Below are 21,278 nucleotides of genomic sequence, written 5' to 3'. Positions count from 1 at the left end.
ACCCCTTAAACGATATGAAAAAGACAATGATGTGTGTTGCTTCGTTGCTGTTCTCGGCGGCGCTTTGGGCGCAGTCGTCGGTGGAGACGGAGCGGCAGTACCTTTCCGGAACCGGATGCGACGACATGGTGCAATGGGACTTCATGTGCACAGGCGGCAACAACTCCGGCAAGTGGACCAAGATTGGTGTGCCTTCCTGTTGGGAGTGCCAGGGCTTCGGTACGTTCCAGTACGGCATGAAGTTCTATGGCAAGGCGTTCCCCGAGGGCATTGCCGATGAGAAAGGAATGTACAAGTATGAATTCACGTTGCCGGAGTCGTGGAACGGCAAGCAGGTGGAGCTGATTTTCGAAGCTGCCATGACCGACATGCAGGCGACCATCAACGGACGGAAAGCGGGTACGCCCCACCAGGGCGGCTTCTACCGCATCACTTATGACGTGAGCGACCGGGTGTTCTTCGGACCGAAAAAGAAGAACGTGCTGGAAGTGACCGTCAGCAAGGAGAGCGAGAATGCCGGTGTCAACCTGGCGGAACGTCGTGCGGACTACTGGAACTTCGGCGGACTCATCCGTCCGGTGTTTATGATTGCCCGTCCGGCAATGAACATCCACCAGGTCGCCATCGACGCGAAGGCTGACGGAACGTTCAAGTCGGACTGCTACCTGAACATTGCCGTCCCCGGCGCGAAGGTGCAGACGGCGATTTATGATGCCGCCGGCAAGAAGGTGGGCGAGTCGGTGACGGCACTGCCCACGGGAGGGGACCACTGCCTCGTGAACATGGCGGTGAAGCAGCCTGCCCTGTGGACGGCAGAGACGCCGAACCTCTATAAGGCAGAGTTCACCCTGCTCGATGCCGACGGCAAGGTGCTCCACCGGATGAACGAGAAGTTCGGTTTCCGCACCATCGAGGTACGCGAGAGCGACGGACTCTACATCAACGGTGTGAAGGTGAACATCCGGGGCGTGAACCGCCACAGCTTCCGTCCGGAGAGCGGACGCACGCTCAGCAAGGCGAAGAACATCGAGGACGTGAACCTCATCAAGAGCATGAACATGAACGCCGTCCGTTTGTCGCACTATCCGGCAGACCCGGAGTTCTATGAGGCATGCGACTCGCTCGGACTCTATGTGATGAGCGAGCTCTCCGGCTGGCACGGCAAGCACGAGACCATCGTCGGCCAGAAGCTGGTCAAGGAGATGGTGGAGCGCGACGTGAACCATCCGTGCATCATCTGGTGGAGCAACGGCAACGAGAAAGGCTGGAACGACGAGCTGAACGGCGAGTTCCACAAGTATGACCCGCAGAAGCGTCCCGTGCTCCATCCGCAAGGCAACTTCGGCGGCTTCGAGACCATGCACTACCGCTCCTACGGCGAGAGCCAGAACTACATGCGTCTGCCGGAAATCTTCATGCCGACGGAGTTCCTCCACGGTCTGTATGACGGAGGACACGGAGCCGGACTGTACGACTACTGGGAGATGATGCGCAAGCATCCCCGCTGTGCCGGAGGCTTCCTCTGGGTATTGGCGGACGAAGGAGTGAAGCGCGTCGACATGGGTGGCTTCATCGACAACGTGGGCAACTATGGAGCCGACGGCATTGTCGGTCCGCACCACGAGAAGGAGGGAAGCTACTGGACCGTGAAGCAGGTATGGTCGCCCGTACAGCTCATGAACAGGTCGATTGATGCCGACTTCAACGGGGTGTTCCAGGTGGAGAACCGCTACGACTTCCTCAACCTGAATACCTGCCGCTTCGTGTGGAAGCGCGTGCAGTTCCCTGCCGTGACGGAGAGCGGAGAGGCAAAGGTGCTGAAGCAGGGCGAGGTGAAAGGTCCGGATGTCCCGGCTCACGGCAAGGGGACGTTGACCATCCCGTTTGCCAACGACGGGGCGGATGCGTTGCAGGTGACGGCTGTCGACAAGTACGGCAACGAGCTCTTCACCTGGTCGTATCCGTTGCCCTCTCGGGCGACGAAGGCGGTACTGGCTACCGACGGCGCGGCACCTGCCATCCAGCGTGAGGCGGACCGGCTGACGGTGACTGCCGGCGGACGTGTCTTCACGTTCAGCCAGAAGGACGGACAGCTGAAGGGCGTCAGCGTCAACGGCAAGCAGATTGACCTGAAGGACGGACCGCGCTTCATCTGTGCCAAACGTGCCGACCGCTCCATGGACCAGTTCTACAACCACGATGACAAGGATGCCGAGAAGAAGAAGACCCAGTATACCGAGTTTGAGGACCTGGGCAAGCTCGTCAGCCTCGATGCGAAGGAGGACGGCAACCGTGTCGTGGTGATAGCCACCTACAAGCTGGGTTGCTTTGACATGGCGGTGTGGACCATCGACAGCGAAGGGACGGCGCTACTGGACTTCTACTACAACTTCTCGGGAGTGGTGGACCTCATGGGTGTGAAGTTCGACTACCCCGAAGAGCTGGTTGTCAGCAAACGCTGGGTCGGCGACGGACCGTACCGCGTCTGGCAGAACCGTCTACACGGTCCGCAGTATGGACTCTGGGAGAACGACTACAACGACCCCATCCCCGGAGAAAGCTTTGACTATCCGGAGTTCAAGGGATACTTTGCCCACGTCGACTGGATGAGCCTGCGCACCAAGCAGGGGACCATCCACATCCAGAACGAGACTCCCGATTCCTACATCGGCATCTATGAGCCGCGCGACGGACGTGACCACTTGCTCTACACCCTGCCCAAGACCGGCATTTCGGTGATGAAGGTCATTCCGCCCGTACGCAACAAGGTCAACACGACCGACCTCATCGGTCCGTCCTCACAAGCCAAGTGGGTGGACGGCACGCAGAGCGGACGCATCGTCCTGCGCTTTGAGTAAGAAGACAGACAAGGGAGAGACTGTGCCGGGGATGCAATTCGGCAGAGTCTCTCCTTTGCTTTGATACAGATTTTGTCTACTTTCGTCTGTGCTTTCAGCCGTTCGTTATCAGCATCCTCTGTCCGTACGAAGAGCTCGGAAGGCGGGGAAGGGCTGAACAGGCAGAAAGAATAGATTCATCAACAGAACAATGAAGAAGAACAGATTAGCAACATGGAGTCTGGCACTGGCGTTGCTCGCCGGTCTGCATCCGCAGGCTGCCGCACAGACAACGCTCCAGGACCAGTTCACGCAACTCTCTTCGGAAGAAGCGAAGCCGTGGACCTTCTGGTACTGGATGTTCGGTGCCGTGACCAAGGAAGGTATTACTGCCGACCTGGAAGCGATGAAGCGCGTCGGACTGGGCGGTACGTATCTGATGCCCATCAAGTCGGTCTCTCAAGGACCCGAGTTCAACGGGAAGGCGGAGCAGCTCAGTCCCGAATGGTGGGAGATGGTGCGCTTCAGCATGCAGGAGGCGGACCGCCTCGGACTGAAACTGGGCATGCACATCTGCGACGGCTTTGCCCTGGCGGGCGGTCCGTGGATTACACCGGAAGAGTCGATGCAGAAGGTGGTTTTCACCGATACCATCGTCAGCGGAGGGAAAGTGAACCTGCAGCTCTCCCGTCCGGAAGCTTACAAAGGCTATTACAGGGACATCGCTCTCTATGCCCTGCCGGTGAAAGGGCAGGCGGACGTCCGTCTGACGCCCCGCATGACGTGCGGCAACCTCAACGAACCGGGTGATCCGAAGAAAGGGGTGAGCATCGATGAGAAGGGAGTCATCCGTTCGTCGGTGCCCTGCTGGATTCAGCTGGAATACCCCGAAGAGATTACTTGCCGCAACGTGGAAATCATCCTCACCGGAAACAACTACCAGGCACACCGCATGAAGGTGATGGCAAGCCGTGACGGGAAGGACTTCCGCTTCATCAAGCAGCTGGAGCCTGCCCGGCAAGGGTGGCAGAACACCGACGAGAACTCCACGCACTCCATCCCTCCGACCAAGGCGCGGTTCTTCCGTTTCTACTGGACGCCTGCCGGCAGCGAGCCGGGCAGCGAGGACATGGACGCCGCCAAGTGGAAACCCAACCTGAAAATCAAGCAGCTCGTCCTGCACTCCGAGCCACGCCTCAACCAGTGGGAAGGCAAGGCGGGACTGGTCTGGCGGGTGGCGAAGGATACGCCTGCCACGGATGTGCCCGATGCCGACTGTGTTAAGACGTCCGAGGTCATCAACCTCACCGCCTCTCTGAAGGACGGCGTGCTCGTCGCCACCCTCCCGAAAGGGCAGTGGCGCATCCTGCGCATGGGGCATACCTCCACGGGACATGACAATGCCACGGCGGGAGGCGGACGCGGACTGGAGTGCAGCAAGTTTGATGCAAAGATTGTCCGCAAGCAGTTTGACAACTGGTTCGGCAAGGTCTTCACGATGGTGGACCGCGACCTGGCGAACCGGGTTCTGAAATACATGCACGTGGACAGCTGGGAATGCGGCTGCCAGAACTGGAGCGACAATTTCGCCGCCGAGTTCAAGGCACGCCGGGGCTATGACCTCATGCCCTACCTGCCCTTGCTGGCAGGTATCCCGATGGAGACGGCAGCCCGTTCGGAACAGGTGCTGCGCGATGTCCGCACCACGTGTGCCGAGCTGGTGAAGGACGTGTTCTATGACACGCTGGCAGCATGCGCAAGGGACTATGGCTGCCAGTTCTCCGCCGAGTGTGTCGCACCGACGATGGTGAGCGACGGCATGCTCCATTACCAGTCGGTAGACCTGCCGATGGGGGAATTCTGGCTCCGCAGTCCGACGCATGACAAGCCCAACGACATACTCGATGCCATCAGCGGCGGACACATCTACGGCAAACGCATCATCCAGGCGGAGGGCGGCACCGAGGTGCGCGGCACCTGGGACGAGGCGCCTGCCACGGTGAAGGCACTCTTTGACCGCAACTACGCCCTGGGCATCAACAAACTCTTCTTCCATGTTACCGCACACAACCCGTGGCTCGACCGCAAGCCGGGCATGACGCTCGACGGCATCGGGCTGTTCTTCCAGCGCGACAATACCTGGTTCGAGCAGGGAGGCAAGGCATTGGTCGACTACGTCCGCCGTTGCCAGACCCTGCTGCAATACGGCTGGCCCGTGACGGACATTGCCGTGTTCACCGGCGAGGAGATGCCGCGTCGGGCAGTCCTCCCGGACCGTCTGGTCCCGATGCTTCCCGGCATCTTCGGACGGGAACGGGTGGAGAGCGAGCACGTCCGTCTGGCAAACATCGGACAGCCGCTGCGCACCATGCCCGTCGGCGTGACTCACTCGGCAAACATGGCGGACCCGGAGGATTGGGTGAACCCCCTGCGCGGCTATGCCTATGACTCCTTCAACCGCGACGCCCTGCTCCGCCTGGCACAGGCTGACAACACGAAGGGCGTGATACGGATGCCCTGGGGTGGCGAGTACCGGGTACTTGTCGTTCCGCAGACGCGTCCGATGATGCCCAACCGCGTGTCCTCTCCCGAAGTGGAGAAGAAGCTCAAGGAGCTGTATCAGGCAGGTGTGCTGGTGGTCGACAAGCCGTTCCTCTACGACAGCTTCTCGGACTTCGGACTGGACCGCGACGTCGTGGTGCCGAAGGACATTGCCTGGACGCATCGCCGGGGCGAGGAGGCGGACATCTACTTCATCGCCAACCAGGATGAGGCGGAGAGCAGCAGCTTCACGGCTTCGTTCCGCATCAGTGGCATGCAGCCCGAGCTGTGGAATCCCATGACGGGCGAAATCACCGAGCCGGGCATCTGGCGTGAGAAAGACGGACGGGTGGAAGTCGGGCTGTCACTGGCTCCTTCACAGTCGATGTTCGTCGTGTTCCGCCGTCCGGCATCCAAGGTGGGCAACGCCACGGTGGCAAGCGTACGCCGCCGTCCGCTGGAGGTGAAGGAGTGGAACGTGCACTACAACACCCTGAATACGGACGAGACCGTGACCGAGCTGCGCAGCTGGACACGTTCGTCCGACCCGAAGGTGCGCTATTACTCCGGGACTGCCGTCTACTCGACGGAGTTCAAGTGGAAGGCAGGAAAGTCCGAGCGTGGCAGCCGCGTGTTCCTGAAGTTCAAGGGCTTGAGCGATGTGGCTACCGTCCGCGTCAACGGGGTGCCCTGCGGCACGGCATGGACGGCCCCCTATGAGGTGGAAGTCACCTCGGCGTTGAAGAAAGGCAAGAATACCCTTGAAATCGAGGTGACCAATACCTGGGCGAACGCGTTGCTCGGTGTGGACGAGGGCAAGGCTCCCTTCGACGGCATCTGGACGAATGCCAGGTTCCGGATGGCAGAGAAGGAGTTGCTCCCTGCCGGACTGACCGCTCCCTTGGAATGGAAATTGGTAAAGTAAAAGAGAATGGACGGGGCTTTTCCCCCGTCCGCCATAATAAAGAAATCTATCATGAAAGGATTGAAGACACTGGCTGCCCTGGCTCTGATGCTGTCGGCAGCCGTCAGCCTGCGGGCTGAAATCAGACTGCCGGCATTCTTTGCCGACAACATGGTGCTGCAACAGCAGACCCAAGCCAACCTCTGGGGCTGGGCAAGCCCCTCGAAGACCGTCACCGTGAAGACCGGATGGGACGGGAAGACCTATACGACGACTGCCGCAGCGGACGGCAAGTGGAAGCTTGCCGTGGAAACGCCCGTTGCCGGAGGCCCCTATGACCTCACCATCAGCGACGGACAGCCCCTGACCCTGAAGAATGTACTGATTGGCGAAGTCTGGGTATGCTCCGGACAGAGCAACATGGAGATGCCCATGAAGGGCTTCAAGATGCAGCCCGTGGAGGGTGCCAACATGGACGCGGCATACAGCCGGAACCCCCACATCCGTCTCTTTACCGTCGGTCTGAACTCACAGACGACACCGCAAGACACGGTGAAGGGGCACTGGAGCGAAGCGTGCGCCGAGAGCGTGCGGGAGTTCAGTGCCACGGCATACTACTTCGGGCGGATGCTCAACCGCGTGCTCGACGGTGTCCCCGTCGGACTGATTGTGACGGCGTGGGGCGGCTCTGCCTGCGAGGCATGGATGAACCCCGCCTGGCTGAAACCCGAATGGATGAAGAACTACAAGTACCCCGTGCCGGCTCCCGGCGGCAAAATCCCCTCGAAGAACCGTACAGCCACCGTGCTCTACAACGGCATGCTGCATCCGCTCATCGGCTACACGATGCGGGGCGTCATCTGGTACCAGGGCGAGGACAACTACGACCGGGCATGGAGCTATGCCGACCAGCTCAGCACCATGGTGCGCGGCTGGCGCACGGAATGGGGGCAGGGCGACTTCCCCTTCTACTTCTGCCAGATTGCTCCCTATGACTACAGCCTCCTCTTCAAGGAGGGCGAGGAAGTGCCCAATTCCGCTTTCCTGCGCGAACAGCAGGCGAAAGCTGCCGAGCTGATTCCCAACAGCGGCATGGCGGTGCTGCTCGATGCCGGACTGGAGACATGCATCCATCCGCGTCAGAAGAACAAGGCAGGCGAACGGCTGGCACTGCAGGCGCTCTGCAAGACCTACGGCATGAAGGGTCTCGTCTGCGACCCTCCCGTCTATAAGGAGATGGAGGTGAAGGGCGACACCGTCATCATCACGTTCGACCGCAACAAGATGTGGCCCGCCGGCAAGGGCGTGTTCACCTCAAAGAACTTCCAAGTTGCAGGCGAGGACCGCGTCTTCCATCCTGCCGAGGCATGGATTGTGCAGAAGCACGTCTATGTGAAGAGCAGCGAAGTGGCTCATCCCGTTGCCGTGCGCTACGGTTTCACGAACTGGGTCGACGGAGACCTCTTCGGCGAGGAAATCCCCGTCTCTTCGTTCCGTTCCGACAACTGGCCCGAAACAAAAGACATCAAATAAGGGAGGCGGACATTCGTCCGCCTTCTTCCACTTGACTAACCAAAACCTGACGCTTTATGGATACAAGAATTTCTTTGACCTTTGACCAGATTCCACCCATGTTTTCCCTCTGTTTTCAGGGCGATTGTCCGAAGTCGGACACCTGCATCCGTTTCCTTGCCGGAAGCTGCCTTCCGGGCGACCGGGTTTGCGGTCAGGCAGTTTACCCGACGGCACGACAGGGCAACACCTGCAAGATGTACAAGGAGGCACGCATCATCCATGCTGCCTGTGGGTTTACCGCCCTCTTCGCCGAGGTGAAGCAGAAAGACAGCTCCACGTTGCGCAACCGCATCCGGGCTTACCTGGGTGGAAAGACAACCTACTACCGCTTCCATCACGGCGAGCGGATGCTCACCCCCGAACAGCAGAAGTGGATCATCAACCTCTTCCACCGTTACGGCTACACGGGCGATTTGCATTTCGATGCGTATCGGGACATCTACGACTTCACGGAAGAATACTGACCCCTTCAGCAACACCTTGGGACACCTGCTTCATGGTACTGTCAGTCCCACGCCGTGGAACTGTGAGTCCCACGCCGTGGAACCGTGAGTCCCACGCCGTGGAACCGCGAGTCCCAGGCCGTGGAACTCCAAGTCCCAAGCCGTGGAACTTCGAGTCCCAAGCTGTGGAACTCCTTTTGGGACTCGGCTTGCCGGATTCATGGATGCTTCTTGGGGAGCTTGTATGAAGAAGTGTGTGCCTGGAAAGTATGATTAACAGATAACCTAAGTCCGGTCTGTACGGACGTCGGCTGACGAGGAAGGAACTTCGTCAGCGGTTTCTCCGTATTGTCGGACCTTGAAAATGACGAGACAGATGCTTCGATTCACAACATTCTTAGCGACCGTCCTGGTGTCCCTCGGCCTGTGGGCACAACCGGACGACTACACGTGGACCACGCCGAGCCGGAACTCTTCGGAGTCGATGCCTTGCGGCGGTGGCGACATCGGCATGAACGTATGGGTGGAAAACGGCGAACTGCTGTTCTACCTGAGCCGCAGCGGTACCTTTGATGAGCACAATACGCTCCTGAAGCAGGGGCGTGTGCGTGTCCGGCTGGACGACCCCTCGCTGCTGGACGGTGACTTCCGGCAGACGCTGAAGCTGAACGACGGCTATGTGGAGGTCCTGCTCCGCGGCGTCACCGTGCAGCTGTGGGCGGATGTGCACCGTCCGGTGGTGCACCTGGAGCTGTCGGGCAAACGGCCCTTTACCTATACGCTGACGTACGAGAACTGGCGGTATGCCGACCGTCCGCTGCGCAAGGGAGAGGGACAGCAGTGCTCCTACAAGTGGGCGATTCCCAAGAAGGCGGTGACGACGCACGACGTGATGGAGCCCACGGATGACGGCGTGCTCTTCTACCACCGCAACCCCGGGCGGACGGTCTTTGACGAGGTCGTCGCACAGCAAGGGCTGGAGGGCGTCAAGTCCCGTCTGATGAACCCCATCGGGAACTTGGTGAGCGGCGGAAAGCTGTGGGGCACGAATCTCACCTTCGTCGGGACAGCGGACGCGACGTATGCCGGTACGGACTTCCGTGCCTGGCAGTTCCGTGCACGGCAGGCAGCCCGTCGGCACGAGGTGCTGATAGCCCTGCATACCCGGCAGACCCCCGACCTGGAGGCATGGAAGGACGGCTTGCGGCAGACCGTGGCTTCCGTCCGTACCGAGAGCGACCGCCGGGAGACACGTGCCTGGTGGAACGCCTTCTGGCAGCGCAGCTTCATCGACGCGCCAGCCGGCAGCAAGGCAGGAACCTTGGCACGCAACTACACGCTCTTCCGCTACATGCTGGGTTGCAATGCCTACGGAGCCTACCCGACGAAGTTCAACGGCGGACTCTTCACGTTCGACCCTTGCGGGGTGGACTCCACGCAAGCCTTTACACCCGACTACCGCAAGTGGGGAGGAGGCACGATGACGGCGCAGAACCAGCGCCTCGTCTATTGGGGAATGCTCAAGAGCGGGGACTTCGACCTGATGCCGTCGCAGTTTGACACCTACCTGCGCATGCTTGGCAATGCCGAGCTGCGGAGCCTGGTCTACTGGGGGCATGCCGGGGGCTGCTTCTGCGAGCAGATAGAGAACTTCGGACTACCCAACCCGGCGGAGTACGGCACGAAACGTCCCTCCTGGTTTGACCCTGGACTGGAGTACAATGCCTGGCTGGAGTATGAGTGGGACACCGTGCTGGAGTTCTGCCAGATGATTCTGGAGACATACCGTTACCGTCAGGCTGACATCAGCCGCTATCTTCCCCTGGTGGAGAGTGCACTGACGTTCTTTGACGAGCACTACCGCTACCTGGCTTCCCGTCGCGGTCGGAACGCCCTGGATGCCGACGGCAAGCTGGTGCTTTTCCCCGGTTCCGGTTGTGAGACTTACAAGATGGCGAACAATGCCGCCTCGACCGTTGCCGCCCTGCAGACGGTCACGCGCACCCTCATCGAGGTGAAGGAGGCGCAGGGCGATACAGCCACCTCGGCATGGCGCAGCCTGCTCGCCCGCATCCCGGAGATTCCCCGTCGGGTGGTCGACGGACGGGAGATGATTGCGCCGGCAAAGACCTGGGAGCGCATCAACAATGTGGAGACTCCTCAGCTCTATCCCGTCTTCCCGTGGCGTATCCACACCGTCGCTTCGGCGGACGCGGAAGGGTTGGAAGTGGCGCGCAACACCTATCTCCATGATGCCGACGCGCTGAAGTTCCGCACGTCGAAGGGCTGGAAGCAGGACAACATCTGGGCTGCCTGTCTGGGTCTGACGGATGAGGCGGTGAAGTGGACGGATGAGAAGCTGGCTGACGGTCCGCACCGTTTCCCTGCCTTCTGGGGTCCCGGCTACGACTGGACTCCCGACCACAACTGGGGTGGCAGCGGCATGATTGGTCTGCAGGAGATGCTTCTGCAGACGGAAGGTGACAGGATATACATCCTTCCGGCATGGCCTCGCGACCGGGATGTCCACTTCAAGCTCCATGCACCGGGCAACACGACGGTGGAGGTGCTCTATGAAGACGGGCAGGTGAAACGGCTGGATGTCCTGCCTCGTGAGCGTAAGGCGGATGTGGTGATGCCTGCGGAGTGAGATAAGTACGATTTAGCCCGAATCGTCATTAGGCTCAGAGTGGTCTAATGCGATTCGGGCTTCTTATTTACTGCGACTTCAGCTTGCGAAAGTCGAAGGATTGCTTTCAGCGGTTAGAAGTCATCATAGTCTGTGTCCCGGATTTGTCGTTTGAAGAGAATAACTAAATTGGCTCTTCCTTCGGCTGACATGAAACCGCAGGTGATAAATTGTGGAACGGGCAAACCGTCTTTAGGAGTGAATAGGATTTTGTACTTGCCTTTTCCCTCTTTCTCGATGGTCATCACACCAAAGTCTATCTTGTCTAACTGATTTTCTTTGCAGTAGATGGTTGCTTGGTGGTGTTCGTCAATGGGCTGGATGCTCATGGACTTTTCCTTCATTTCTTCCGTGATAGGATACATGGGAGATTCGTCCATGTTGAATCCCCACATTTCGCAATCCGGATCTACTTCGACATGTACTTCCGCATTCTTATCGGACAGGGTAAACCAGTTCGGAGAGATGTGGGGTGAATAATCCTTCTTTTCGCATGAAAGGAGCAGGAGCATACTGACAAAAAGGAGCAAAAATCTTGTTCTCATAATGGTAAGTTTTTGTTAGAATATGCAAGTCTTTTACCCGAAGACTGTCCTTTGTCGAAAAACTACCATGAGAAGGGAAGAACTTTAAGGTTTTGTAACACGACTCTTTTGCTCTTCCCCTGTTCCTTTCATGCACCGAAGCCCTTCTATATTTCTTTACTCCCCCTCCCCATAGCGCAGCACATCCGCCATGAGGGTCAGGTCGTCGGGAGAGACATGCTGACGTTCCAGTTCCTCCCGGTCCTTGAAGAGGAGGTCGATGAACGACTCCGTATCGCCCTTCGCACGGCAGCCCTTCAGGTACAGAGATACGGCACGTTCCGTGTTGCCTTGCACCCAGGCGGTGTGACCGGCATTCAGGTAGTCCTGCACGTCGGGTTTGTCGGCTTGGAGCAACTGGTTGTAGTATTTCTCTGCCTGGTCATACTTGCCGGTGATGAACGAACACCAGGCGATGCAGCGACGGGCACGCAGGGAACTTCCGTCGAGGTATTCCACCTTGAAGAAGCGGGCAAAAGCATCCTCGTAACGTTCCATCTCCACTTCGCATTCCCCCGTCTGGAGCAGCAGGGCGAGGTTGTCCGGTTGCATTTCCAGCGCCTTCAGGTAGTAGGGGTGGGCAGCTTCCGGTTCCTTCGACAGGCGGAAGCACTGCGCCAGGTGACGGATGGTCCACAGCACATCCGGCTTCAGCACATCGGCTTGCAGGTATGCCTCGATTGCCTTCGGATAGTCTTTGGTCTTCTGGTGACAGAATCCCACCTTCTGGAACAGCTCCGCATCCACAGCTTCGTCCGCGACAAGCTCGTCAAACAGACGCAGGGACTCGTCGTAGTATTCCTTGTGAAACAGGTATTCAGCCACCTTGCGACGTGCGTCGGCATCGGAGAGGAGCGGACGCAGGAGGCTGTTATCGCGGAAGTTGAAGGACAACGTCTCGAAGATGTCGGTGAACTCATGGCGTCGGGGATGCACCTTGAAGAAGCGGTAGAGGTCTTGCAGGTATTGCCGGTTGATGACTTCGGCTGAGGCATTCTCCTGTTTCCAGGCTTCCGCCTCCTGGGGCAGCTCGTTCTGTCCGGGAAAGCCGGAGGCGAACATCTCCCGTTGCTTGGCGGGGATGTTGTTCACCGTGAGGCAGAAGGAGTATTTGTCGGAGTTGCAGAAGAAAGGCGAGGCGAGGATGCCGCGCACCATAAAGTTCTTCTGCTGTTCCTCTTCGGGGAAGACACGGACGACCACGCTGTGTTGCGGGTCGAAGGGGTAGAACCAGTTGCAGACGTTGCGGAAGAACGGGAAGCTCTTCAGCTGGGAGAACGTGCTCATGTAGACATCGATGCCCTCCATCTGCATGTTGCCCAGCTCCTGCATCTTGCTGGTCAGTCCTGCATTCTCCTCCTCCCACTTCTTCCATTCCGGGTTCTTGTCATCGAGGAGCGTCTCTTCGTCCAGCTCGATGAAGTTGATTTTCGAGCGGTTGATGTTGCGGCTGTTCTTGAGGACCTCGGGGATGATTTCATCGCGCATCTTGCGGTCTGCCTTCTTGGTCTCGCGGATGCGCAGCAGCTGAATCTGCATCTCCAGCAGCCGTCGGGTGAAGTCCGGCTTCTCCTGCAACAGTTGCAGGCGTGCCAGCAGTTCCGGTTCCGCCGTCAGTCTTTTCTCATAGGCGAGACATGCCAGGACGATGCCTGTCAGCGCACGCTGTGCCACCTGGGTGTCGGTGTGTTCGCAGGCATCAAAGAGGCAGTGCAGCTTGCGGGCATCGAACACCTGCAGCAGTCCCATCGTCACCGCACTCACGAAGAGTGCCAGGTCGTTGGAAGGCACCAGTACCGATGCGAGGAAGGTGCGCGCCTCCTCCAGCATGTCGGCACCCCATGCCGGCGAGGTCCACACTTTGTTGAACAGGCTGTTCTGTGCCGACTCGTGGCTGGTGTGCAGCTTGTCCAGCTCTGCCGTCAGCTGTTCACCCTGATGGAGCAGGCGCGTCATCGCCATGTCCTCGGCGAACGTCTCGAAGACAAGGCGATAGTCTGCCAGGCTGCGTGCGTCCTGTTTCTGCTCGCGGAGGGTGGCATAGAACAGTTCCGACGAAATCAGCTCCATCTGCACCATGAGCAGGCGTTCGTTCAAGGCATAGGTCTTTCTGAGCAGGTCGGCATGAAGACGCTCACGTTGCGGGTCGCTCACGTTGCGGCGGAAGTACTGGAGCATGTAGCGGTAGGCAGTCTGTAGCTCGTCAAACTGGCTGTGCAGGTCCCATTCGGGTACCTCCTTTACGAACGACCCCAGTTCGTCGAGCGCCTGCTTCAGCCGGTGGTCTGCCAGCAGGGCAGCGATGCTCTGATAGTGTGTCTGGATCTGATTGGCGTTGTTCATTGTCGTATGCAGTGATTAGAAACGTACGTAAAGCTGGAGCATGGCGGTGTGGTAGTTGTTCTTGCTCACGCTCCGTTCTCCTGTATCGGAGTAGGCAGCCTGGCTGCCGTCGGTGTAGCTGTAGGTGCCCTGTATCATGAGGTTCTTCCACAGTCGGTAGTTCAGGGCGAGCGTGTAGAGAGCATTCTGCGTGTCGCTCGTCTTCTCGTCGCGGTACACGTCCCACACGGCATAGGCCTTCAGCTTCTTGCAGAGGGGAGCCCCCACGGAGACATACCAGGCGTCGGCGCGTGTGGCGGCAAACCGGTTGTCGGTCTTTCCACCCTGTGAGGTGGCATATTCGGCACGCACCGTCCAGTCGCCCTCGTACTTGATGCCGTACGCCATGCGGTTGCGGTCGACGGTGACATTGTTCTTGGTGTAGCGTCCCGTCCAGCCGAAGGCACCGATTTGCAGTTCCTTGGTCGGGGATACCCACAGACCGCCGATGACATCCTTCTGTTTGTTCTCGTCAGAGTGGTTGATGCCCTGTCCGTTGTACATGCCCACCTGGTAGTGCAGCCAGCGGTGGTCTTCGGCAGGGAACAAGTCGCCCTGCACCACGATGCCGGCATCACGTCCGCCTGACGAATGTTCGCCCACACGGTCGCTCATGCCTGCCAGCTTCTGCACCAGCTGGGAGTAGTTGCCGAACCCCGTGTCCCAGGGGCTGTAAGGATTCTCGAAGGTGAAGACGCGCTTCATCTGTCCGAACTTCACGCTGAATTCGGGGAAGCGTTTCCACTCGCCGTAGGCATCAAGCAGGCGGACCCCTTTGTCCACTCCCGGTGCCCCGCTGTACTCCAGCTGGATGTAGTAGTTCCACTCCTTCAGGATGGTTCCCTTGACGTAGCCGCGCACCATGCGCAGGTCAAAGCCGCCCCCGTTCTTGGAGGTGCGGTCGTTGGTATATTGGGCGCGTCCGACGAGGTAACCCCCGAATTGCGGGACGCTGGCAATCTCTTTCAGTTTCAGTTGGGCGCAGGCAGGCAGGACCAGCAGTGCTGCCAGCACCAGCGCGTAGAATCGTTTATAAGTCATGGTTCAATGTTCGATGAAAAAGGGGAATGTTAGTTCTTCTTCCTCAGACTGTTCAGCACGGTGCGGTCGACAATGTCGGCGGAGAATTCTGCCGGAATCAGCTCGTAGCGCTTCATCCATTGGGCGGCAGAATCGACGTGTGCTTGCGGGATGGGGCGTGCCCGGTGGAACGGGGCGATGCGGATGGGCGCCTTCCAGTGGGGGAAGCCGATGCTGTCTGCTACAGGGCGGTACCAGCTTCTCACGGGGTGGGAGTTCATGTAGTCCACTGCCCGGTCGTATGCCCGGATGAGCTTGCGGATGGACTCGGCTTTCTTGTTCAGTGCCTGTTGGCTGAAAGCCGTCACGGTGGTGATTTCGTCAAGCTCGCGGAAGGAGTACAGCTTCAGGGCTTTCCTCCGCACCGCCTGTGTGGAGTAGGGCTCGCGGAAGATGCCGGCATCCACCTGTCCGTTGAGCAGCATCTCCATCCGTGTCACGTCGTCGCCGATGGCCGGTTTGCTCACCTCGTCGTTGGTCAGTCCCGCACTGCGGATGAGGCGGTCGGCAAGGTAGTCGGCAGCCGTATAGCTTGCCACGGCGATGGTGCGGTCCTTCAGGGCAGTGTGTGTCAGGATGGTCGAGTCGGGCGTGCCGAGCAGGTAGAAGCACCCCTCGTTGCCCATGACGGGATGGATGCGGTTGCCTTGTGCAGACATGCGCAGGGCATCGGTCAGGTCAAAGATGCAGCCGTCAAGCCGTCCCTTGCGGTAGAGCGTGTCACATTGAAGCTTCGATTCCATCCGCAGGAAGAAAGGTCTGACCTGCAACGAATCGAAGTATCCCTGTTGGAGTGCCAGGTAGAAAGGCAGCATGTCGCTCGACGGGAAGTAGCCTATGACCAGGTCGGGCTTCACGGCGACGGGTTTCTCCTTCCGGAACAGTCCGCATGAAGCCAGGGACACGAGTCCCAGACAGAAGCAGAGAAGGGCTGTAGCTTTTAGTCTCATAGCTGAACGATGGATGGGTGAGAAAGACAAAAGAAAGAGGATGTCTCAAGGCGTGTGCTTCAGGCGCAGAGGACACCGATGATGCGGGGAAAGCCCTTCCCGTTGCACCGGGAAGCAGGAACCCTGCGTCGTCTGCATGCAAGAAACCGGCCTGATGTGCAGGTTGAGACAGCCTCTTTCTTCATGGAATTGAAGTTTCGCAGACTCCGGCCTGTCCGTTGACCGGAGCTTGCCCGGCAGCTGTCGGAGTCTGCGAAAGTAGGGTATACAAACCAATAGCCTTAGCCTTTGATGGCTGCGATGCCCGGCAGTACTTTGCCTTCGATGGCTTCCAGCAAGGCACCGCCACCGGTTGACACGTAAGATACGCCGCTGGCAAGGCCGAACTTGTTCACGCAAGCCACGGAGTCGCCGCCACCCACGAGTGAGAAGGCACCGTTCTTGGTAGCTTCCACGATGGCTTCACCCACGGCACGCGAACCGTGTGAGAAGTTGTCGAACTCGAACACGCCGGTCGGACCGTTCCACAGGATGGTCTTCGAACCCTTGATGACGTTGGCAAACAGTTCCTCGGACTTCGGACCGATGTCCATACCTTCCCATCCGTCGGGAATTTCCTTGGAAGGAACAATCTTCGTGTTGGCGTCGTTGGAGAAGGCATCGCCCACCTTGGTGTCGACAGCCAGTACCAGGTTCACGCCGTTTTCCTTGGCTTTCTTCATGATGTCCAGCGCCAGGTCGAGTTTGTCCTCCTCGCAGATGGAAGTACCGACCGTTCCGCCCATGGCTTTCATGAACGTGTAGGTCATGCCGCCGGCGAGAATTAGGTTGTCCACCTTGGTCAGCAGGTTCTCGATGATTTCAATCTTGGTCGACACCTTCGAGCCGCCCATGATGGCAGTGAACGGACGCTTGATGTCGTTCATCACCTTGTCGACAGCCTTCACCTCTTTCTCCATCAGGTAACCGAACATCTTGTGGTCGGCATCGAAGTAGTCGGCGATGAGAGCCGTAGAGGCATGTGCACGGTGTGCCGTACCGAAGGCGTCGTTCACATAGCAGTCAGCATAGGCAGCCAACACCTTGGTGAACTCCTTCTGGCTTTCCTTGATGGCCTTCTTGGCAGCCTTCTTCTCTTCTTCCGAAGCATCGTCGGCAAGACCGCGGGGTTTGCCTTCCTCTTCTGCATAGAAGCGGAGGTTCTCCAGCAGGACAGCCTCGCCCGGTTTCAGGGAAGCCACGATATCTTGAGCCTTTTGGCAGTCGTCAGCAAATTTGACATCTACGCCCAACACTTCAGATACATGAGCCAGGATGTGTTTCAACGAATACTTGGGATCCGGGTTCTTCTTGGGGCGTCCCATGTGAGAAGCAATGATCAGCATACCGCCATCGGCCAGGATCTTTTTCAAGGTAGGCATGGCTGCACGGATGCGGGTATCGTCGGTGATGTTGAAATTCTCGTCCAGGGGAACGTTGAAGTCTACACGGACAAATGCCTTCTTTCCGGCAAAATTGAAGTTGTCAATGGTTTGCATAGTGTTTTTGATTTTTTGTTATATGGATTTTAGTTCTTGGCAATATTCTGTGCACGCAAAGGTAGGAATTTTATGCTTTCAGTCAAGGCGTTTGCCCGGCTTATTTCGCTTCGGAAGTACCCGGATTGGTTTCAGATTTGTCAGCTTCCCGGAGTTTGTGCTCCTTTTTGTAATGTTTGCATAGCAAATTCAGACCACATTGTTCACACTTCGGCCGACGGGCGATGCACGTGTAACGTCCATGCAGGATGAGCCAGTGGTGGGCAGTGGGGATGACCTCTGCGGGGATATACTTTGTCAGTTCTTTTTCTACACTGAGCGGGGTGGTGCAACGGTCGGGGACCAGTCCGATGCGGTGGCTCACACGGAAGACATGGGTGTCGACCGCCATGGCGGCTTTGTTGAACACCACCGCCTGGATGACGTTGGCAGTCTTCCGTCCCACGCCGGGGAGCTTGACCAGTTCCTCCAGCGTGTCGGGCACCTCGCCGTGGTAGTCATTAACCAGCATGCGTGCCATGCCCACCAGGTGCTTGGCCTTGTTGTTGGGATAGGAGACACTGCGGACGTACTCGAAGACGGCTTCCGGGGTGGCGGCTGCCATCACTTCCGGGGTGGGGTATGCCTCGAACAGGGCAGGGGTGATGAGATTCACCCGCTTGTCCGTACATTGTGCCGAGAGGATGACTGCCACCAGGAGTTCGTAGGGGTTCCGGTAGTGCAGCTCGGTCTCGGCGACGGGGATTGCCTCGCGCATGTACGCCATGACCCGGTCATAGAGTTCTTGTTTTTTCATCTTACCTTGTTATGATTAAAATGTGGAGTGACCTTGAAACGGAAATAGAGCGCCGAGATGATGGTGAGCGTGGCACCGAACAGGTAGGCGTCGTGGAAATTGCTGATGTGGGCGATGTATCCGCCTGCCACCATGCCCAGACCGATGCCTACGTCCCACGAGGTGAGGTAGGTCGAGGTGGCTGTGCCGCGCTGGCTGTTGGGAGCCAGGTTGACAAAGAGCGTGTTGAAGGCGGGGAACATGGTGCCGAACCCGATGCCCAGGAACAGGGCGACACCGAAGAAGAGGTAGCCGGCTGCCGTTGCCGACCAGGCGTAGAGGTTCTCGCAGGCTGCCAGCAGGAAGAAGCAGACGATGACCACACAGTTGCCTGCCGAGATGACCTGGGTGATTTTTCCTCGGTCGACCATCCGTCCGGAGAACAGTCGGGAGATGGCGATGCCCACCGCCATGAAGGTGAAGAAGAAGCCTGTCTCGACATCCAGCCCGATTTCCTGCGCATACATGGCGACATAGTTGGTCGTCATGCCGTAGGGGATGGACAGCAGCAGCAGGGCGAGTCCCGCCGGCATGCCCTTCAGGAGGATGAAGCGGTCGAGGGAGATGGGCTCACGACGGACGGGTGCCTTGTAGGGTGTCTTCACCAGAGTTGCCATGACGAACCCCAACGCGGCGGACAGCAGCGAACAGGTGAAGATGAGGGTGAACGAGGCGCCGGCATTGTGGGCGAAAAGTCCTGCCATCGGTCCCGTCGACATGGCAAAGTTGTTTGCCAGCCCGTAGTAACCCAGTCCCTCGCCACGTCGCGACGACGGCATGATGTCGATGACGATGGTGTTTCCGCTGACGCTTACCATGCCGAACGACAGTCCGTGGATGACGCGGAAGATGACGAACAGTGTGAGGGCACCTGCCACGATGTAGCCGGCAAACATGCAGGTGAACACGAAATAGGCGAGCAGGTAGAGGGGCTTGCGGGCGAAGGTGTCGATGAGATAGCCCGAGAACGGACGGATGCAGAGCGATGCCACCGTGTAGGAAGCCAGGATGATGCCGATGCCCGACTCATTGACCCGGAAGACCTCCTGGAGGTAGAAGGGAAGCACGGGCATCAGGAACCAGAATCCGAAAAACAGCAGGAAGTTGGCTGCCAGGATGAAATAGTAGCTGGGAGTGAATAGTCTGTCCTTCATTGTATGGTAAAAGTTCTTGCTTGGATAGGGCGCTTGGGCGAAAGGCTTACCCGTCGGCAGACTCCTTGCCGGCAGATAAGCCTTTCACACATGCACCGGTATGTCAGTTGGCAGCCTCGAACTCGCGCAGGAAGCGGACGTCGTTCTCGGAGAACATGCGCAGGTCCTTCACCTGATATTTCAGGTTGGTGATGCGCTCGATGCCCATGCCCAGTGCGTAGCCGCTGTAGATCTTGCTGTCGATGCCGCAGGCTTCCAGCACGTTGGGGTCCACCATGCCGCAGCCGAGGATTTCCACCCATCCGGTACCCTTGCAGAAGGGACAGCCCTTGCCGCCGCAGATGTTGCAGCTGATGTCCATCTCGGCACTGGGCTCCGTGAAGGGGAAGTAGGACGGACGCAGACGGATTTTCGTGTCGCTGCCGAACATCTCCTGTGCGAAGAGCAGCAGCACCTGCTTCAGGTCGGTGAACGATACCCCCTTGTCGATGTAGAGCGCTTCCACCTGGTGGAAGAAGCAGTGTGCACGGTAGCTGATGGCCTCGTTGCGGTAGACACGTCCCGGGCAGATGATGCGGATGGGCGGTTGCTGGCGTTCCATGGTGCGCACCTGCACGGAGCTGGTGTGCGAACGCAGGATGACGTTGCGCGTCACGTCGTCTGGGTCGACATCCACGAAGAAGGTGTCCTGCATGTCGCGTGCCGGGTGGTCGGCGGCGAAGTTCAGCTTCGTGTAGACGTGGAGGTCATCCTCCACCTCGGGACCGTCGGCGATGTTGAAGCCCATGCGGGCGAATATGTCGATGATTTGGTTCTTCACGATGGAGAGCGGATGACGTGTGCCCAGAGCGATGGGGTAAGCCGTGCGGGTCAGGTCGAGTTCGTCGCAGCCGTGGTCCTGACTCTCGAACACCTCTTTCAGGGCGGCGATGCGCTCCTGCGTGCGTTGTTTCAGTTCGTTGAGCTTCATGCCGACCTCCTTTTTCTGTTCAGCCGGCACATTGCGGAAGTCCGCCATCAGTTCACTGATGACCCCTTTCTTGCTGAGGTATTTGATGCGCAGTGCTTCCAGTTCCTCGGCACTGTTGGCCTTCAAGGTCTCTACCTCTGATAGAAGTTGTTGAATCTTTGCTATCATTATTGTGTCCTTAATGTTTTGTTTGTCTGTGTGCAAAATCGTTGCAAAGGTAATGAAATCTGTGGAATAATGGTTGTTTTTAGCCGACGAGGAAATATTTTCATTCTGCTTCCCTTTCTGTCAGCCGATGAGCGGACGCGCTGCCTTCCGGTCCCGTCGCTTCCCGGAATTGACATTTTGTCAAACGAAGCCCTTCCCGGTGCCCTTCCTCGCACCAAAATACGCTTTCGTGGATTCCGAGGCCCTTCTCAGACGATTCGCAAAATGCAGATTGTCGCCGATAAGCTCCTGGTGCTTTCCATCTGCCATGTGTAAAGATGAAACACGGTTCACCTGTTTTCTTGTAAACGGAAATATCCCTCCCTTTTATTACCATCCGATTTGTTGACACGGCTCTCCTTCCAGCGAATGAAACTTGATGTTTTTGCGTTTCATTTTCCAAACATTTGACTTTCGCGGACGAAACAATATTGTTTGGGAGGTGAAACAATATTGTTTGACTTCCCAAACACAAGTGTTTGACGCGTGAAACAATATTGTTTGAGCGTTAAAATGTAAGGATTTCGAAAATGAAGTGTATAGTTTTCTAAAACCAAGTCCTCTTTTCCGGCTTTTTGTTTGCATTCAT

General features: G+C 58.1%; 13 protein-coding genes. 5 read left to right on the top strand and 8 right to left on the bottom strand.

Features of this window, described 5'->3' with window-relative positions; genetic code table 11:
• The first annotated feature begins 14 nt into the window (after nucleotides 1-14).
• From M3087_RS08830 to M3087_RS08810, 5 genes are all read left to right on the top strand, one after another.
• Entirely contained in the window at nucleotides 15-2,858 is a 2,844-nt protein-coding gene (locus M3087_RS08830) for a glycoside hydrolase family 2 TIM barrel-domain containing protein (RefSeq protein ID WP_249095058.1), read from the top strand.
• Nucleotides 2,859-3,048: 190 nt separating this feature from the next.
• Entirely contained in the window at nucleotides 3,049-6,303 is a 3,255-nt protein-coding gene (locus M3087_RS08825) for a glycosyl hydrolase (RefSeq protein ID WP_249095055.1), read from the top strand.
• A gap of 51 nt (nucleotides 6,304-6,354) precedes the next feature.
• Nucleotides 6,355-7,815: a sialate O-acetylesterase gene (locus tag M3087_RS08820; RefSeq protein WP_106625591.1), complete on the top strand. Its 1,461-nt coding sequence runs from the start codon at nucleotides 6,355-6,357 to the stop codon at nucleotides 7,813-7,815.
• Between the two features lie 56 nt (nucleotides 7,816-7,871).
• Nucleotides 7,872-8,321, top strand: coding sequence for a DUF6078 family protein (locus M3087_RS08815; protein WP_022384097.1), 450 nt, complete (start codon nucleotides 7,872-7,874; stop codon nucleotides 8,319-8,321).
• Between the two features lie 355 nt (nucleotides 8,322-8,676).
• A complete protein-coding gene (locus M3087_RS08810) occupies nucleotides 8,677-10,950 on the top strand; it encodes a DUF5703 domain-containing protein (RefSeq protein ID WP_262918927.1) in 2,274 nt (757 codons plus the stop codon).
• Nucleotides 10,951-11,063: 113 nt separating this feature from the next.
• On the opposite strand, the gene M3087_RS08805 is transcribed toward M3087_RS08810, so the two are convergent.
• From M3087_RS08805 to pheS, 8 genes are all read right to left on the bottom strand, one after another.
• Nucleotides 11,064-11,534, bottom strand: a complete 471-nt coding sequence (locus M3087_RS08805) for a hypothetical protein (protein WP_249095053.1) — start codon at nucleotides 11,532-11,534, stop codon at nucleotides 11,064-11,066.
• 156 nt (nucleotides 11,535-11,690) lie between these two features.
• Nucleotides 11,691-13,916, bottom strand: coding sequence for a tetratricopeptide repeat protein (locus M3087_RS08800; protein WP_249095051.1), 2,226 nt, complete (start codon nucleotides 13,914-13,916; stop codon nucleotides 11,691-11,693).
• A gap of 15 nt (nucleotides 13,917-13,931) precedes the next feature.
• Complete coding sequence (locus tag M3087_RS08795) at nucleotides 13,932-14,996, bottom strand: porin (RefSeq protein ID WP_249095049.1); 1,065 nt, start codon at nucleotides 14,994-14,996, stop codon at nucleotides 13,932-13,934.
• A gap of 29 nt (nucleotides 14,997-15,025) precedes the next feature.
• A complete protein-coding gene (locus M3087_RS08790; RefSeq protein ID WP_249095047.1) occupies nucleotides 15,026-15,985 on the bottom strand; it encodes an ABC transporter substrate-binding protein in 960 nt (319 codons plus the stop codon).
• Between the two features lie 281 nt (nucleotides 15,986-16,266).
• Nucleotides 16,267-17,523: a phosphoglycerate kinase gene (locus M3087_RS08785; RefSeq protein WP_249095045.1), complete on the bottom strand. Its 1,257-nt coding sequence runs from the start codon at nucleotides 17,521-17,523 to the stop codon at nucleotides 16,267-16,269.
• Between the two features lie 100 nt (nucleotides 17,524-17,623).
• Nucleotides 17,624-18,319 carry an endonuclease III gene (gene nth, locus M3087_RS08780; protein ID WP_022384104.1) on the bottom strand — a complete coding sequence of 232 codons (696 nt, stop codon included), beginning with the start codon at nucleotides 18,317-18,319 and terminating at the stop codon, nucleotides 17,624-17,626.
• A complete protein-coding gene (locus M3087_RS08775) occupies nucleotides 18,316-19,512 on the bottom strand; it encodes an MFS transporter (RefSeq protein WP_022384105.1) in 1,197 nt (398 codons plus the stop codon). Before M3087_RS08775 ends, nth begins: the two co-directional genes overlap by 4 nt.
• 103 nt (nucleotides 19,513-19,615) lie before the next feature.
• A complete protein-coding gene (pheS, locus tag M3087_RS08770; protein WP_249095042.1) occupies nucleotides 19,616-20,650 on the bottom strand; it encodes a phenylalanine--tRNA ligase subunit alpha in 1,035 nt (344 codons plus the stop codon).
• Nucleotides 20,651-21,278 lie beyond the last annotated feature (628 nt).

Origin of the sequence: Mediterranea sp. ET5, from assembly GCF_023337025.1 — a bacterium.
Taxonomy (GTDB): Bacteria; Bacteroidota; Bacteroidia; order Bacteroidales; family Bacteroidaceae; genus Phocaeicola_A.
The sequence above is the reverse complement of the archived record's forward strand: the minus strand, read 5'-3'. Positions and strand labels throughout refer to the sequence as shown.

Excerpts from the sequence above, each read along its gene's own strand:
- M3087_RS08830 (WP_249095058.1), top strand. The coding sequence starts at position 15 with ATGAAAAAGACAATGATGTGTGTTGCTTCGTTGCTGTTCTCGGCGGCG.
- M3087_RS08825 (WP_249095055.1), top strand. The coding sequence starts at position 3,049 with ATGAAGAAGAACAGATTAGCAACATGGAGTCTGGCACTGGCGTTGCTC.
- M3087_RS08820 (WP_106625591.1), top strand. The coding sequence starts at position 6,355 with ATGAAAGGATTGAAGACACTGGCTGCCCTGGCTCTGATGCTGTCGGCA.
- M3087_RS08815 (WP_022384097.1), top strand. The coding sequence starts at position 7,872 with ATGGATACAAGAATTTCTTTGACCTTTGACCAGATTCCACCCATGTTT.
- M3087_RS08810 (WP_262918927.1), top strand. The coding sequence starts at position 8,677 with ATGCTTCGATTCACAACATTCTTAGCGACCGTCCTGGTGTCCCTCGGC.
- M3087_RS08805 (WP_249095053.1), bottom strand. The coding sequence starts at position 11,534 with ATGAGAACAAGATTTTTGCTCCTTTTTGTCAGTATGCTCCTGCTCCTT.
- M3087_RS08800 (WP_249095051.1), bottom strand. The coding sequence starts at position 13,916 with ATGAACAACGCCAATCAGATCCAGACACACTATCAGAGCATCGCTGCC.
- M3087_RS08795 (WP_249095049.1), bottom strand. The coding sequence starts at position 14,996 with ATGACTTATAAACGATTCTACGCGCTGGTGCTGGCAGCACTGCTGGTC.
- M3087_RS08790 (WP_249095047.1), bottom strand. The coding sequence starts at position 15,985 with ATGAGACTAAAAGCTACAGCCCTTCTCTGCTTCTGTCTGGGACTCGTG.
- M3087_RS08785 (WP_249095045.1), bottom strand. The coding sequence starts at position 17,523 with ATGCAAACCATTGACAACTTCAATTTTGCCGGAAAGAAGGCATTTGTC.
- nth (WP_022384104.1), bottom strand. The coding sequence starts at position 18,319 with ATGAAAAAACAAGAACTCTATGACCGGGTCATGGCGTACATGCGCGAG.
- M3087_RS08775 (WP_022384105.1), bottom strand. The coding sequence starts at position 19,512 with ATGAAGGACAGACTATTCACTCCCAGCTACTATTTCATCCTGGCAGCC.
- pheS (WP_249095042.1), bottom strand. The coding sequence starts at position 20,650 with ATGATAGCAAAGATTCAACAACTTCTATCAGAGGTAGAGACCTTGAAG.